The following is a 13,888-nucleotide window of genomic DNA, read 5'->3' on the forward strand; positions in this document are numbered from 1 at the left end:
CCGGCCGCCCGCGATTCACGTGATGCCAGCTTTAGCGCGATGTCGGGATTGATGCCAAACGGCTAGGTGGCTTGTTGGCGGAGAATATCTGAAGGCAGATGGCGCGGTGCGGCTAACGCCGATAGAAATCCAGCCGTTCTTGCAACGCCTGCGATGAAAACATCTGCTCGACGGTCAGCCGCGCCTTGCGGCCGACCGTCGCCCGCAGGCCCGGGTCGGCTTTGAGATCCGCCAGGATCCGCGCCGCCTGTTGTGTCGTTTCGAACAGGAAGCCGTTTTCGCCATGTCTGATGTGGTCGACGTAGCCACCATGCGAATGGCAGACCACGGGCAGGCCGCAGGCCATCGCCTCGAACACCACCCGGCCGAACGTCTCCACATGCGAACCGGTGCGATAGTAGAAGACGTCGAGCGTCGGCAGGAACTGTTCGGCGGCGAATTCACCCTGCGGCAGGAGTTCGAGTTGCGGATGCGGCGCGAGCTTGTCCTTGAGCGGCGTGCCGCCCTGAATACGGACCGCGGTGCCATCGCCAAGCAATGCCTCATAGAGCGCCACATCGTCGCGGTGATGCTTGTCCGCCGTGTCGCGGCTCAGCCGCCCCACCGTGAACGGACCGTTTGGCCTTGCCCGTCGTGGCGAGAAGCGCCCGATATCGATCGGCGAGGCATGGACGACGCCTTCGACCTGCAGCACGCGCCTCTGAAATTCGGAGATCAGCACCAGTTCGGCAGCCGGCCAACGCAGCAGGCGCGGCCTGCGTGTCGTCAGGGCGATGAGCTTGGGATGAAAGGTGTTGAAGACATAGATCAGCCGGCGCGGCCGCGGGATCAGGTAGGGCCACATTTTGTTGCGCCAATGCGCGCCAAGAAAGACATAGGTGCCGCCATCCGGCACATTGCGTGTTGCCGGCGAGACGCGGCGTATCGGAAATTCCTGCATCAGGCCTTCGGATACGCGCGACGAGGTTGCCCACAGGCACACCCGTGAGTCGGCGCCCAAGAGCCGGTACAACTCCAGGGTTTCGCGCTCACTGCCGCCAAACTGGTTCTGAAAGCCGTTGAATAGATGGATCATGGTCGCGGTGCTTACTCGGCTCTAGCCGGGCGTCTCGCCATTCAATTGCCTGCACCCAAGGGCCGTGCTGTACCCGCGAATGGCACGATCGAGGGACTAAGAAGCAGGACTATTTCTGGCGATACTCCGTACATTACTGCCCGGAGGAAGCACACGGATAATCAAGCGTCAAGCAAGCGGTGGGTGTCAGCCTACTACGAGGCTGCCGTCAGTGCAGGGTAGCGGCGCTGGCCGGAGACGCCAGGGAGGCTTCCGCCGGATCGAAGCTGACCTGATCGCGTCCATTCGATTTCGCGGCATAAAGCCGTCTGTCGGCGGCCGAGAATATTGCCTCGTAGGTGGTCGGCCCGCTGAAGCTGGTACCGCCTATGCTGACGGAAAGCGGACAGGAGCGGCCGCCCGGGGAAAAGTCCATTTCGCGTATCCGTCGGCGGATGCTTTCGGCAACCAGCCAGGATTGCGAGGGGTCGACACCGGGAAGGAATACGCCGAACTCCTCGCCGCCGATGCGTCCGACGATATCGCCGCCGCGCAGCTGGCCCTTGATCGCCTGCGCGATCAGCTTGAGCGCCTGGTCGCCGCAATCATGGCCGAGGCGGTCGTTGATCGACTTGAAGTGGTCGGCATCGATGATCAGCAGCGCGCCGGAACGGGTCTCTTCCTGCTTGCGGGTCTGCTCGAGATAGGCCTCGACCAGCATAGAGAAGGCGCCGCGGTTCAGCACTGCCGTCAGGCTGTCCGTCGCGGCGATGACACTGAGGTCGCGCTGGGCTATCGCCAGTTGGCGGATCTTCCACATCAGGAAAAACAGAAACGAGCCACCCAGCACCAGGGGCAGCAGAAGGTCGGTCAGCTTTGCGCGCAAGACAGACTCGGGCGAAAGATAGGGGAAATTGAACGAATCGACGAAAAACGCCACGGCAATGAAGAATGCCGTGCCGGCGGCGGTGACGGCGATCACCCTGCCCCAGCTGGTCGGCGACAGGTCCAGCTTCATCCCCTTCACTCCGTTAGCCGTCCCTACTATGACGTGCCAACGCAAACAAAATGATAAGACTTTCCTTTCAATTCGAGATCGGATGGCAGGGAGACGGGATCGGATGGCCGGGGGCGGGCACGATCGCCAACAGGCGGCCGTGCCCCGGTGGTTGAAGGCTCATCGGATTCCTGACAGGGAGAATTCCGAAGTCAGCGGTTGGACGCCTGTCCAGCCGCCTCGACGACGAAGGATGCCGCGATCATGTCGTCGGCATCCAGCCACAAGGAACCGTCGCCGGCCCCCATGATGGCGGCGACCTTGTGAAAGGTTTTCATTTCATGGCCGGAAATTTCGGCATCCTGCATGCGGGCCCTGAGTTCGGCGATGCGCCGCACCAAGGCAGGGGACGTTCCAATCTCACGTTTCGACATGGCCTGGCTTCTCCTCCCCCAACCCATTCTCGTTGTGCCTGCCCTACCCTATTCGCCGGACCGCACATTGCCTTTTCATGAGGCTCCACGAATACAAGGCCCCGAACGCCTGGGCTTGGCCGAGGTTCCAACAGGACAGATCACGAAATAATTCCAGGGCCCCCCGCGCCGGTGGGCCCGAGACTGCCGTTCCAGGCCTCCATTGCACGGCGTCGCGGCACTGGCAGGCAAGGGTGAGGATTGGTTGACCTCGTCAGGTCATGCGGCGTAAGCCTTTGAAATTATGGCGATCCCGACAGGATTCGAACCTGTGACCATCGGCTTAGAAGGCCGGTGCTCTATCCAGCTGAGCTACGGGACCGCTGGCCGGCTCGGGGCCGGTAGATGTTCGCGCTGGGCTAGCCGGTCAATGCGTCCAGGGCGTCCTGCGGTCATAGCGGAAATTCTCCGCATAGGAAATCTGGCGGCGCTTGGGCTCTTTCGGCTCTTCGACGCGGAAGGCAAGCCCTTCCTTTTCGGCGTAGGCGACGGCCTCTTCCTTGGTGCCGAAGGTGAGCCTGATCTGGCTTCTCATGTCTCCCGACGTGGTGTAGCCCATCAGGGGGTCGATCTTCTTGCGCATCTCGGGATCGAATTCCAACACCCAGTGGCCGGTCTTGGCCTTGCCGGACTGCATCGCGGTTTTGGCTGGGCTGAAAATGCGCGCGGACATGGCCACCTCATTGTTGTGCAAGGCGGCATCGCCGCCCTAGGGCCGTCATTACTGCGCATTGGCAGCGGCGGCAAGGTTTTTGCACTTGCCATGTAACACCGAAATGAATAGGCAACAGACCGTTCGGAGTGTAGCGCAGGCTGGTAGCGCATCTGGTTTGGGACCAGAGGGTCGGGAGTTCGAATCTCTCCACTCCGACCATCCCTTCTTATCCCATGCGATCTAGGCGCCCTCGCCGGCGACGAGAGCCGCGATCAAGGCCGCCGTACTTGTCTTGCCCTTGATCGTCTTCGTTTCGCGCCGGCCAAGGTGCGCGCCTTCATCGACTTCGTGCAATCGCGTCTGGATTGAGCGAGCATCAAGGGCTTTTGGCCAATATCCGGGCTTCATCATTTCAGGCTCGCTTCCCTCGCTATTGCCGGCTTAAACTCCGGCAAAATGGGGGATTTGCGGTGCTTGGGATCGATGCTTGGGTGTCGCTGTTCGGGCCGGCCTATTTTGCCTATGCGGGCGTGACGGTTCCCTTCATGGTGACGTGGGCGATCGCCTGTGCAGCCTTGGCGATGTGGAACAATCGCGAGAGCCGCGGGCACGCCAGGCTGGCACCAGGCATCGTTGCCTCCCGTTCGTGGGCAGCCAGCACCGGGATTTTTGTGCTGGTCGCGGCCTGCTATATTGCCGCGCATTCAGCCGTCTATCTGTTGGTCCGGCATTTCGTCAGACTTTGGCTGTGATTGGCCGCAAGTGAAAGGCAAGCTCGCCGGGCGAGAACCCCAAGCACCTCATTCCCGGCGAGCCTACAACCTGATTTGGAACGCAATCAGGACCGGGGTCAGCCGGCAAGCTCACGCTGCAAGATGGGTGCCAGCTGTTATTTCCCGAAATGGGACGGCGGTTGCGGAGCGATTGTAACATCGAGGCACTCTAAATCTCGAATTCGCCCTGCCCCTCGTCCATGGCGTTGACGGTTTCGGCCGCCAATGCCCTTGTGATCGCCATCTTGCGCTCCAGCGCGGTGCGATCCAGACGCTCCACCACGCGCATCGCGGTGGCCAGCGAACGCTCGATGCGCCGCACCAGATACTGCACGACATGCGGTTCGACCTCGACCTGCCGGTCGGCGAACAGCTTGGTGATGACGCCGGCGAGCAGGAGATCGTCGGGCTCGTGGATCTCGACGGTCGCCGCCGCCTTCAAACGCGAGGCAAGATCGGGCAGCTTGACGCCCCAGGCCGACGGAAAGCGTCGCGCCGTCAAGAGCAGCGTCGAGCCGGCACCGCGCACGGTATTGATCAAATGGAACAGGCCCTCCTCATCGACCGCGCCGATATCGACATCGTCGATCAGCGCCGGCCGCGCACCGAGATTGGCGATGCTGTCGCCCATGCGCCTGGCGTCGACGGCAAGCGCGTTGGCGCGGGCACGCCAGATCGAGGCCAGGTGCGTTTTGCCCGAACCAGCGGGGCCTGCCAGCACCACCACCGGTGCTGGCCAATCCGGCCAGCGGTCGACCAGCGCGGCCGCCTGGTTGTTGGTGCCGGAGACGACCAGCTCGTCGCGCGAATAACCGGTGCCGTGGCCGAGATCGAGCGGCAGCTGGCGCGGCGGGTCGGTTCGCTGGGCAGTCACTTCAGCGACGCGGTTGCGTGCGGTGGCCGCCGCCGCGATCGGCCGGCAACGGCGGCGCGAGCTCTGTCGCACGGCCCTTGTAGAGCGGCGATTCCAGGTAGCGGGCGATGGCGAAGCGCACCAGAACGGCCACCGCCGCGGATGCTGGAACGGCAATCAAAAGCCCGACAAACCCGAACAGCGCGCCGAAGGCGAACAGCGCGAACATCAGCCACACCGGGTGCAGGCCGACGCTTTTGCCGACCAGCCTGGGCTGCAGGATGTTGCCTTCGATGAACTGGCCGATGAAGAAGACCACGGCAACGGCGACGATCATCGTCCAGTCCGGCCAGAACTGGACGAAGGCAACGCCGACGGCCAGCACCAGCCCGGTCAACGAGCCGACATAGGGGATGAAGGAGATCAGCCCGGCGAACAGGCCGATGAGGATGGCGAAGTTCAGCCCCGTCAGCGTCAAGCCGGTGGCGTACATGGCGCCGAGCACCAGGCAGAGCGTGCCCTGCCCGCGCACGAAGCCGGCAGTGGCGGTGTTGATGTCGCGCGCGATGGCGCGCACCGTCGCGACGTTGTCGCGCGGCACCCAGCTGTCGATGACCGCCACCATGCGGTCCCAGTCGAGCAGCATGTAGAAGGCCACGACCGGCGTCACCACGAACAGGCTGACCACCGAGACCAGCGCCATGCCCGAACTCCACAGCGAGGTAAATACGGTGGTGATCAGGCCAAAGCCGGAAGTCAGCAGCGAATTTAATCCGTCGCGCAAGCCATTGGCGTTGACGCCGAATCTCTGTTCCAGCCATTTCGGGTCGAACGACGTGATCAGGCTCTGCAACCGGGTCAGGTACTCCGGCAGCTTGCCGGCGAAATCGGTCATCTGCGTCGCCAGCACCGGAATGAGGATGACGAAGGCCAGCACCAGCACGATCAGGAAGGTAATGAGGATGACCACCGTCGCCATGAAACGGCTGAGGCCGAGCCGCTGCAGCCGGTCGGCGACCGGATCGAGGAAATAGGCAAGCACCATGCCGGCGACGAAGGGCAGCAGGACGCCGCTGAAGACATAAAGGAAAAGCGCCAGGATCGCGGCACCCGCCAGCCAGAAGAAGATCTGGCGGTAGAAGGTCGACGCCGCCTCTGCCTCCGCCGTCGTCTCGCCTGCCGGAACGTCGACGACCATCTGGTCGTCGACGGTCTTGCCCCGCGTCACCGCTTTGCGGGCAGCCGGCTTGCGGGCAGCCTTGCCGTCGATGGGCTTGTCAGCCCGATTTACCGCCTTCGCCATAGCCGTTCATATGCCTCAGCCAAGCCACGAGATAGGCCGCGGCCGAAGCCACGGTCAAGACCCCGGACAGCAATATGAGGGCGGGCCGCAGAGGGTCGAGGTGCACGGCAAAGGCGAGTTCACCCAGCACGACCGCCGCCAGCACGATCTGTATGGCGGTATTGGCCTTCGACACAAGAAACGGTTTTATCTCGACCGGATGGGCCATCACCGTGGACAACAGAACCGCGCAGACGATCAGCGCGTCGCGTGACACCATGGTGACGACCAGCCAGAGCGGCAATTGCCCGATGAAGCCCATGACAACGAACACCGAAACCAAAAGCAGCTTGTCGGCCATCGGATCGAGATAGGCGCCGAGCGTCGACTGCTGGTCGAAGCGGCGGGCGATGAAGCCGTCGATGCCGTCGGAAACGCCTGCAATAACGAAGCCGGCAAAAGCCCAGTCCCAGCGCGCCTGCAGCATGGCCAGCACCACGGCAGGCACCAGCACAAGGCGCAGGATGGTGATCAGGCTGGGGATGGTCAACGCATTGTCCCGCCGTATTATGCCTGGAGATAGATGAGGGCGGTGAAGGGTCGAGGCAAGGGAGCAGCCTGGGCCGGAGCAAGCGCTGTGTGCGATGCCCCCGTCTATCCACGCTTTTGTCAGCCAAACGGCGCCCGGTTCGGCCGTTATCCTTGCGGACCGAAACCGTTCATGCGAAGAGCCCGCAAACGAGCAGGAACATTGCGATGAGCAAGCGCGAAACCGGCCAGCACAAAACGGGCCAGAACAAAACGGCCAAGCGCAGAAACGGGCTCACTTATGCCGAGGCCGGCGTCGACATCGATGCCGGCAATCTCATGGTGGAGAAGATCAAGCCGCTGGTGCGCTCGACGCGCCGGCCAGGCGCGGATGGCGAGATCGGCGGCTTCGGCGGTCTGTTCGATCTCAAGGCGGCCGGTTTCACCGATCCGGTGCTGGTCGCCGCCAATGACGGCGTCGGCACCAAGCTCAAGATCGCCATCGATGCCGGCAAGCACGACACGATCGGCATCGACCTCGTCGCCATGTGCGTCAACGACATCGTCGTGCAGGGCGCGGAGCCGCTGTTCTTCCTCGACTATTTCGCCACCGGCAAACTCGATCCCGACCAGGGTGCCGCGATCGTCGGCGGCATCGCGCAGGGCTGCCGCCAGGCCGGCTGCGCGCTGGTCGGCGGCGAGACCGCCGAAATGCCGGGCATGTATCACGGCAAGGACTATGATCTCGCCGGCTTTGCCGTTGGGGCCGCTGAACGCGGGCAGCTTTTGCCCACCGACGACATCGTCGAAGGCGATGTGCTGCTCGGGCTAGCCTCCTCCGGCCTGCATTCGAACGGTTTCTCGCTGGTGCGCCGCATCGTCGCCGCGAGCGGCCTGGCGTGGAGCGATCCGGCACCGTTCAACGATGAGGCGACGCTCGCCGAGGCGCTGCTCGAGCCGACCCGCATCTATGTGAAATCTCTCCTCAAGGCGATCCGCAACACGCATGGCATCAAGGCGCTCGCCCACATCACCGGCGGCGGCTTCCCGGAAAACATTCCGCGCGTGCTACCCAAGGATTTCTCGGCCGAGCTTGATCTCGAAGCGATCGACGTGCCGCCGGTGTTCTCGTGGCTGGCCAAGACCGGCGGCGTGGCGCCGGAGGAGATGATGCGCACCTTCAACTGCGGCATCGGCATGATTTTGGCTGTCGCTTCGGGTCAGGCGGCACAGGTCGCGGCCGTGCTTCAGGAAGCCGGCGAGACGGTGACGCCGATCGGCCGCATCGTGCCGCGCCGCGACGCCGGCGTCATCTATCGGGGCTCGATCGGCCTATGAGCACGCAGCGAAAGCGCACCGTCGTCCTGATATCGGGGCGCGGCTCCAACATGACCGCGCTGATCGCGGCGGCCAGCGACCCGGCCTTCCCGGCCGAGATCGTCGGCGTCATCTCCGACAAGGCTGACGCCGCCGGCCTCGGCGTCGCCAAGGCACGCGGCATCGCCACACAGGTCATTTCCCGCGCCGACCATGGCGGCAAGCAGGCGCATGACGCGGCGATCGACGCGGCACTCGCGGCCTTCAATGCCGAGATCGTGGCACTGGCCGGCTATATGCGCATCCTGACCCCCGGCTTTGTCCAGAAATGGCAGGGTCGCATGATCAACATCCACCCTGCCCTGCTGCCGGCGTTCAAGGGGCTCGATACCCATGCCCGCGCGCTGGCAGCCGGCATCCGCATCCATGGCTGCACGGTGCATTTCGTGACGCCCGAGATGGATGACGGCCCGATCATCGCCCAGGCGGCGGTGCCGGTGATGGTCGGCGACAATACCGATACGCTGGCTGCCCGGGTGCTGAAGGCCGAACATCGGCTCTATCCGCTGGCGCTGGGACTGGTGGCCGAAGGCAAGGCACGCATGGAGGCGGGTCGCGCCGTGCTTGCCCACTTCGCCGACGATGCCGAGAACGGCACCTCGGTGGTGATGGCGCCCGACCCGCTGCGCGAGGAAGCCGACCTGGAGCATTTGGCGCGGATCACGCCCTGAGCCGAGAACACGGCCATGAAACAGCTTCTCCTGCTTCGCCACGCCAAATCGAGTTGGGATGATCCTGATCTCGATGATTTCGACCGGCCGCTCGCGGAACGTGGATTGAAGGCAGCCCGATTGATCGGCCGCGAGCTTGCCGCGCGTGACTGGCTGCCGGATCAGGCACTGGCGTCGTCGGCGCTACGCACCCGCGACACCTGGCGATTGGTGGCCGCGGAGTTGCCGGTGCATCCAAGAGTCGCGTTTGCCCAACCACTCTACGAAGCTTCGGCTGCGGACATTCTGGGCCAAATCCATAGGGTCGACCCGTCGAGCGTTTGCCTTGTGGTGGTTGGCCATAATCCGGGGCTTGAGGACCTGGCAAAACAGCTTGCCGGACCGCGATCGGAGGCGAAGGCGCGCAAGAGGCTCGAGGAAAAGTTCCCGACGGCGGCCCTTGCGCGCTTCGTCTTCGAGGGCGAGTGGTCCGCCCTGTTCTCCGCGCGGCTGACGCATTGCCTGCGCCCGAAGGATTTGAGCTAGAAGCCATGCCAGGCGGATGCGGCGGACAGTCCGCCGCGCCCGAGACATCAGTTGCCCCAGATGCCCTGGCCGGGCTCCGGCCAGTCGATGGCGGGCTTCATCTTGGTGTCGGCAGCCTTGTGACTGGTCATATTCGTCTTGTTGTCGACGGCGCCGGTGACTGCGTGATCCACGCCGGCGACCGGGGCAACCGGCTGGTTGGCAGTGTCGGAGCCATAGTGGTCGCTGCCGGCGAAGGCACCTCCGGTTGCGATAAGGATAGCGGCGGTAGCGAGAGCAAGCCTGTTCATTTCAATCTCCTGGTTCATCCGTTGGGCGGCGTCTTGGGAGGACGGTTCCGCTGAGGGGAAGACCAGAAGCAGCCTGGTTTTATTCCTGAACGTGAATTGTTTTTTGCCGACTGCGAAGATCGGCTGATGACGCCAATGCCCTGGGCTCATCCAAAAACAAGAGCGGCGGGCCAAGCCCACCGCTCTTTGTCGTCGAGGTCGTCGAGGCCCTGCGTGGATCAGTTGCCCCAATTGCTCTGGCCTGGGTCCGGCTGATTGGAATCGTCGCTCGGACAGTTTGGAGGTTTCGCCGGCCACGGCCCAAGCCGCATTTGCCTTGCGTTGCGATCGATACTATCGATCATTTCGGGTCCGATTGGCGAATGGGATCGACGATCGAGCCCGAGGCGGCCCGTTGAGACCGAAGGCGGGCGGATGCTGGAACGGCAATAGACATGCGATTGCTGCTTGTGGAGGACAATCGCGAACTGGCGGACTGGCTGGGCAAGACCTTGCGCCAGGCGAACTATGTCGTCGACATCGTCCATGACGGCGAGGATGTCGAGCACGCGCTTGCCGCGGGCGACCACGCGCTTGTCATTCTCGATCTTGCGCTGCCTCGCATGGGCGGACTGGAAGTGCTGCGCATGCTGCGAGCCCGCGGCAACCGGGTGCCGGTGATCGTACTGACCGCCAATGCCAGCCTCGATGGCCGGGTCAAAGGCCTCAACGAAGGCGCCGACGATTATCTGGCTAAGCCCTTCCAGATCGAGGAGCTTGAAGCACGCATCCGCGTGCAACTGCGCCGCGTCAATGACCGGACGGCACCGGTCGTTGCCTGCGGCGACCTCGTCTTCGACACCAACACCAGGCTGTTCTCGCTCGGCGGGGAGGCGCTGGCGCTGACGCCGCGCGAACATGCCGTGCTCGAGCAATTGATGATCAAGGCAGGACGCACCGTGAGCAAGGCCGCACTGTCCGCGGCGATCTATGATTTCGAGACCGACGCCGATCCCAGCGCCATCGAGATCTATGTGCACCGTGTGCGCAAGAAGCTTGAAGGGTCGCGCGTCCAGATCGCCACTTTGCGTGGCCTCGGCTATCTCTTGCGGCACGATGATCTGGTGCCATGAGAATTAACAGTCTTCGGCTGCAACTTCTGGCCTGGGTGGTGTTGCCGCTCGCCGGGCTCGCCACCGTCAATCTGTGGACCAGCCATGGCAATGCCCTGGCGACCGCCGATCTTGTCACCGACCGCATGTTGGTCGGATCGGCACGGGCCATCGCCGAGCAGGTCGCCATGGCCGACGGCGTCCTCGATGCCACCATCCCGCCGGCGGCGATCGAAATGTTCGACACCGGCGATCGCGACAGTGTGTACTACCGCGTCGAGACCGCCGGTGGGCGGTTGCTGACCGGTTACCCCGATTTGCCGGAGGCGCCTCAGCATGCAAGCGTCGAAGCCAGCTATCGCGACCATATGTTGCGGCTCCTGACTCTCGGCCACGCGGTGATCGGCGCCGGTGCGGATTCCCCCATAACAGTCACCGTGGGCATAACGCTCGCCGGGCATGACGCGATGGTGAAGCGGCTGTGGTTCAATGTCTTCGTCCAGCAGCTGGCGCTGGTGGCGATTGCCGGCGTGTTCGTGCTGCTTGGCCTGCGCCGTGGCCTGGCGCCATTGATCAGCCTGCGCGACGCGGTGCGATCGCCAAGCCGCAGCGACCTTGATCCGATCGACGTGCCGGGTGCGCAGAGCGAGATTCGGCCCCTGATCGATGCGCTCAACGCCTACATGGCGCGCGTGCGCGCGCAGATGGGGGCGCAGCGCCGCTTCATCGCCAATGCCGCGCACCAATTGCGCACGCCGCTGGCGCTGCTGTCGACGCAGGCAAGCTACGCGCTGCGCGAAACCGCCGCCGATGCGCGCCAGGAAGCGCTGGTGGCGCTGCAGGCCAGTTCCGGCAAGCTGGCGCGGCTGGCAGAACAATTGCTCACCCTGTCGCGGGCCGAGCCAGGCAGCCGACGGCCACGCGCCGACCGCATCGACCTGACCGAAGCCGCCCGCCATGTGTTGGAAACGCAGGCGCCAGCGGCGATCTCCCGGAACATCGATCTTGGCTTCGAGGAGGCCGGTCCCGCGCCGGTGATCGGCGACGGCACCATGCTGCGTGAGATGATGGTGAACCTGATCGACAACGCGCTGCGCTACACCAATCCCGGCGGGAACGTCACAGTCAGACTGGCGACCGTTGATGGCGAAGCGGTGCTGACGGTCGCCGATGACGGGCCAGGCATTCCGGCCGAAGAGCGGGATCACGTTTTCGAGCGCTTTTATCGCATCGCCGGTTCGACCGGGGGAGGAAGTGGCCTGGGGCTCGCCATCGTGCGCGAGGTCGTCGAAAATGCCGGCGGCCGCGTCACCCTCAGAGATGGCGCGGCCGGCGGTCTGGTGGTCGAGGTCAGGTTGCCACTGGCCTGACGCGATCCCGCGCCAAGCGCGGGGCTCGCTCAGAACAAAATCAGGTGCCCTCCTCGTTGAACGGCGCCGGCCGCCACTTGACGACATAGTTCTCGAAGCGGGTGATGATGAATTCCACCACCAGCGCCATCACGGCCAGGATGATCATGGCGGCGAAGACGCCGTTGGCGTTGAAGGCGCCTTGCGCGGTCGAGATCAGCAGTCCCATGCCTTGCTTGGCACCAAGGAATTCGCCAACCACGGCGCCGACCAAGGCAAAGCCGAAGCTGACATGGAGGCTGGCCAGGATCCAGCTCATCGCCGACGGGATAATGACGGTGCGCGTGATCTGGAAAGGCGAGGCGCCGAGGATCTGGGCGTTGGCGATCATCGCCCTGTCGGCCTCGCGAACCCCTTGGAAAGCGTTGGCGAAGACGACGAAGAACACCATCACCACGGCCAGCGCCACTTTGGAAGCCATGCCGAGGCCGAGCGCGATGATGAACACCGAGCCCAGCACGACGCGCGGCACGGAATTGGCGATCTTGATGTAGATCGAAAAGACATCCGCCAGCAGCCGGTTGCGGCCGAGGATGATGCCGGCGGCGATGCCGCCCAGCGCCCCGATGACGAAGCCGAGGAAGGTTTCCTCCAGCGTCACATAGATCTGCAGCCAGAGCGGGCCCTGCGAGGTACCCTCGGTGATCCACGACCAGATCTGCTCCCAGATGCCAGAAGGGCTGGCGAAGAAGAACGGGTCGATGAAATTATAGTCGGCGCCGAGTTCCCACAGGCCAAGGAAGACAACAAGGATCGCGAGTCGCAGGCCGATGACCAGGGCATGGCGCCGGCGCAGCCGCGCCCTCGCCCGGGCCTCGGCGACCGCGATCGAGGTTTCGCGCATGGCGGCTTTGTCTGCGGCGGGAGAGATGGCTGTCATGCTGTTTCTCCTCTCAATGCCCGCTCTGCAAGGTGCGGCTCTGGCCGAGCTGCACTTCTTCGCGCAGGTCGTTCCAGATCACCTTGGCGATCTCGACGAATTTCGGATCGTAGCGGATGTCGGCCATGACGCGCGGACGCGGCAGGTCGATGCGGTAGACACTCTTGACGGTGCCCGGCCCTGCGGTGAGCACATAGACCTTGTCGGCCAGCGCCACCGCCTCCTCCAGATCGTGGGTGACGAAGACGACGGAGGATTTCTGTTCCGACCACAGGCCCAGCAGTTCGTCCTGCATGGCCGTGCGCGTCTGCATGTCGAGGGCACTGAACGGCTCGTCCATGAGCAGGATCTTCGGTTGGTTGATGAAGGTCTGCGCCAGCGCGACGCGCTTGCGCATGCCCCCCGAAAGCTGGTGCGGATAGTGCTTTTCGAAGCGGCCAAGGCCGACGCGGGCGATCCAGTCGCGGGCCCGATCGTAAGCTTGAGCCTTGGGTGTGCCGCGATAGAGTGGCCCGGCGGCGACGTTGTCGATGACGCTGCGCCACGGGAAAAGCGCATCAGCCTGGAAGACGAAGCCGATGTCGCGGCTGATATCGGTGACCGGATTGCCCATAACGCGGACATTGCCGGTGGTTGGCCGCAGCAGGCCGGTGACCAGATTGAGCGTCGTCGACTTGCCGCAGCCGGTCGGCCCGACGACGCAAGCGAATTCGCCGCGCGCCACCGTCATGGTGAAGTCGCGGATCGCCGTCATCATATGGCCGTCGGGCGTGACGAAGCGCAGCGTCACATCATCGATGGCGATCGCGGCATCGGCCGGCGGCGCGGCCTGAGACAATTTCTCGGCCGCCATGGTTTGCAACTGCATGGCTCACTCCTGTGGCGATGGTGCTGACATGTCCGTAGCCAGGACTCGTGGACCCGGCATCCATCGGCGTCGGCATGGCGCGGCTGCCGAATTGATTCAGCAGCCGGCGCAAGTTGTTGTTCCTCAATGGCGAACCGGATGCTCCGCCCTCGCGTGTCCGCG

The 13,888-nt window shown here is 63.9% G+C and carries 16 protein-coding genes and 2 tRNA genes; 7 read left to right on the forward strand and 11 right to left on the reverse strand.

Features of this window, described 5'->3' with window-relative positions; genetic code table 11:
- Positions 1–112 precede the first annotated feature (112 nt).
- The 5 genes from EN851_RS09030 to EN851_RS09050 all read right to left on the reverse strand — a co-directional run bounded on the left by EN851_RS09030 (position 113) and on the right by EN851_RS09050 (position 3,197).
- Positions 113–1,075, reverse strand: coding sequence for a glycosyltransferase family 4 protein (locus tag EN851_RS09030; RefSeq protein WP_127276645.1), 963 nt, complete (start codon positions 1,073–1,075; stop codon positions 113–115).
- A 208-nt stretch (positions 1,076–1,283) separates the two neighbouring features.
- A complete protein-coding gene (locus tag EN851_RS09035) occupies positions 1,284–2,072 on the reverse strand; it encodes a GGDEF domain-containing protein (RefSeq protein ID WP_135919710.1) in 789 nt (262 codons plus the stop codon).
- Between the two features lie 191 nt (positions 2,073–2,263).
- Positions 2,264–2,485, reverse strand: coding sequence for a hypothetical protein (locus tag EN851_RS09040; protein WP_127276641.1), 222 nt, complete (start codon positions 2,483–2,485; stop codon positions 2,264–2,266).
- A gap of 284 nt (positions 2,486–2,769) precedes the next feature.
- Positions 2,770–2,846 (reverse strand) — tRNA-Arg (locus EN851_RS09045).
- Positions 2,847–2,891: 45 nt separating this feature from the next.
- Positions 2,892–3,197, reverse strand: coding sequence for an ETC complex I subunit (locus EN851_RS09050; protein WP_127276639.1), 306 nt, complete (start codon positions 3,195–3,197; stop codon positions 2,892–2,894).
- A 124-nt stretch (positions 3,198–3,321) separates the two neighbouring features.
- Here EN851_RS09050 and EN851_RS09055 point away from each other — a divergent pair.
- Both EN851_RS09055 and EN851_RS09060 read left to right on the forward strand, forming a co-directional pair.
- Positions 3,322–3,398 (forward strand) — tRNA-Pro (locus EN851_RS09055).
- 146 nt (positions 3,399–3,544) lie between these two features.
- A complete protein-coding gene (locus tag EN851_RS09060; protein ID WP_245511625.1) occupies positions 3,545–3,931 on the forward strand; it encodes a hypothetical protein in 387 nt (128 codons plus the stop codon).
- A gap of 190 nt (positions 3,932–4,121) precedes the next feature.
- Here EN851_RS09060 and hdaA read toward each other — a convergent pair whose 3' ends face one another.
- The 3 genes from hdaA to EN851_RS09075 form a co-directional block, all read right to left on the reverse strand.
- Positions 4,122–4,826 (reverse strand): DnaA regulatory inactivator HdaA, encoded by a 705-nt coding sequence (gene hdaA / locus EN851_RS09065; protein ID WP_135929010.1) that lies wholly within the window; start codon positions 4,824–4,826, stop codon positions 4,122–4,124.
- A gap of 1 nt (position 4,827) precedes the next feature.
- Entirely contained in the window at positions 4,828–6,003 is a 1,176-nt protein-coding gene (locus EN851_RS09070; protein WP_245520721.1) for an AI-2E family transporter, read from the reverse strand.
- Between the two features lie 79 nt (positions 6,004–6,082).
- Positions 6,083–6,637, reverse strand: coding sequence for a CDP-alcohol phosphatidyltransferase family protein (locus tag EN851_RS09075; protein ID WP_135929012.1), 555 nt, complete (start codon positions 6,635–6,637; stop codon positions 6,083–6,085).
- Positions 6,638–6,843: 206 nt separating this feature from the next.
- Between EN851_RS09075 and purM the strand changes: the two genes are divergently transcribed.
- From purM to EN851_RS09090, 3 genes are read left to right on the forward strand one after another with little or no spacing between them, the layout of a single operon-like run.
- On the forward strand, positions 6,844–7,953 hold the full coding sequence (gene purM, locus EN851_RS09080) for a phosphoribosylformylglycinamidine cyclo-ligase (RefSeq protein ID WP_135863828.1): 1,110 nt from the start codon (positions 6,844–6,846) through the stop codon (positions 7,951–7,953).
- Positions 7,950–8,663, forward strand: a complete 714-nt coding sequence (gene purN, locus EN851_RS09085) for a phosphoribosylglycinamide formyltransferase (protein ID WP_135929013.1) — start codon at positions 7,950–7,952, stop codon at positions 8,661–8,663. The genes purM and purN overlap by 4 nt, the downstream gene beginning before the upstream one ends.
- Before the next feature lie 15 nt (positions 8,664–8,678).
- Entirely contained in the window at positions 8,679–9,188 is a 510-nt protein-coding gene (locus tag EN851_RS09090) for a histidine phosphatase family protein (protein WP_135929014.1), read from the forward strand.
- Between the two features lie 47 nt (positions 9,189–9,235).
- Here the strand turns inward: EN851_RS09090 and EN851_RS09095 are convergent, their stop codons facing one another.
- The gene (locus EN851_RS09095) at positions 9,236–9,478 is read right to left on the reverse strand and encodes a DUF680 domain-containing protein (protein ID WP_135929015.1); all 243 of its coding nucleotides are present in this window, start codon (positions 9,476–9,478) and stop codon (positions 9,236–9,238) included.
- Between the two features lie 434 nt (positions 9,479–9,912).
- Here EN851_RS09095 and EN851_RS09100 point away from each other — a divergent pair, with 434 nt between their 5' ends.
- Positions 9,913–10,590: a response regulator gene (locus EN851_RS09100; RefSeq protein ID WP_135863820.1), complete on the forward strand. Its 678-nt coding sequence runs from the start codon at positions 9,913–9,915 to the stop codon at positions 10,588–10,590.
- Positions 10,587–11,939, forward strand: a complete 1,353-nt coding sequence (locus EN851_RS09105) for a sensor histidine kinase (protein ID WP_135929016.1) — start codon at positions 10,587–10,589, stop codon at positions 11,937–11,939. Before EN851_RS09100 ends, EN851_RS09105 begins: the two co-directional genes overlap by 4 nt.
- Positions 11,940–11,979: 40 nt before the next feature.
- Here the strand turns inward: EN851_RS09105 and EN851_RS09110 are convergent, their stop codons facing one another.
- Both EN851_RS09110 and EN851_RS09115 read right to left on the reverse strand, forming a co-directional pair.
- Complete coding sequence (locus tag EN851_RS09110; RefSeq protein WP_135929017.1) at positions 11,980–12,858, reverse strand: ABC transporter permease; 879 nt, start codon at positions 12,856–12,858, stop codon at positions 11,980–11,982.
- A gap of 13 nt (positions 12,859–12,871) precedes the next feature.
- Entirely contained in the window at positions 12,872–13,726 is an 855-nt protein-coding gene (locus tag EN851_RS09115; protein WP_135915359.1) for an ABC transporter ATP-binding protein, read from the reverse strand.
- Between the last annotated feature and the right edge of the window lie 162 nt (positions 13,727–13,888).

The sequence above is a fragment of the Mesorhizobium sp. M8A.F.Ca.ET.208.01.1.1 genome (genome assembly GCF_004791315.1).
Classification (GTDB): Bacteria; Pseudomonadota; Alphaproteobacteria; order Rhizobiales; family Rhizobiaceae; genus Mesorhizobium.

Coding starts and splice junctions, on each gene's coding strand:
- EN851_RS09030 (WP_127276645.1), bottom strand. CDS start 1,075: ATGATCCATCTATTCAACGGCTTTCAGAACCAGTTTGGCGGCAGTGAG.
- EN851_RS09035 (WP_135919710.1), bottom strand. CDS start 2,072: ATGAAGCTGGACCTGTCGCCGACCAGCTGGGGCAGGGTGATCGCCGTC.
- EN851_RS09040 (WP_127276641.1), bottom strand. CDS start 2,485: ATGTCGAAACGTGAGATTGGAACGTCCCCTGCCTTGGTGCGGCGCATC.
- EN851_RS09050 (WP_127276639.1), bottom strand. CDS start 3,197: ATGTCCGCGCGCATTTTCAGCCCAGCCAAAACCGCGATGCAGTCCGGC.
- EN851_RS09070 (WP_245520721.1), bottom strand. CDS start 6,003: ATGGTCGTCGACGTTCCGGCAGGCGAGACGACGGCGGAGGCAGAGGCG.
- purM (WP_135863828.1), top strand. CDS start 6,844: ATGAGCAAGCGCGAAACCGGCCAGCACAAAACGGGCCAGAACAAAACG.
- purN (WP_135929013.1), top strand. CDS start 7,950: ATGAGCACGCAGCGAAAGCGCACCGTCGTCCTGATATCGGGGCGCGGC.
- EN851_RS09090 (WP_135929014.1), top strand. CDS start 8,679: ATGAAACAGCTTCTCCTGCTTCGCCACGCCAAATCGAGTTGGGATGAT.
- EN851_RS09095 (WP_135929015.1), bottom strand. CDS start 9,478: ATGAACAGGCTTGCTCTCGCTACCGCCGCTATCCTTATCGCAACCGGA.
- EN851_RS09100 (WP_135863820.1), top strand. CDS start 9,913: ATGCGATTGCTGCTTGTGGAGGACAATCGCGAACTGGCGGACTGGCTG.
- EN851_RS09105 (WP_135929016.1), top strand. CDS start 10,587: ATGAGAATTAACAGTCTTCGGCTGCAACTTCTGGCCTGGGTGGTGTTG.
- EN851_RS09110 (WP_135929017.1), bottom strand. CDS start 12,858: ATGACAGCCATCTCTCCCGCCGCAGACAAAGCCGCCATGCGCGAAACC.
- EN851_RS09115 (WP_135915359.1), bottom strand. CDS start 13,726: ATGCAGTTGCAAACCATGGCGGCCGAGAAATTGTCTCAGGCCGCGCCG.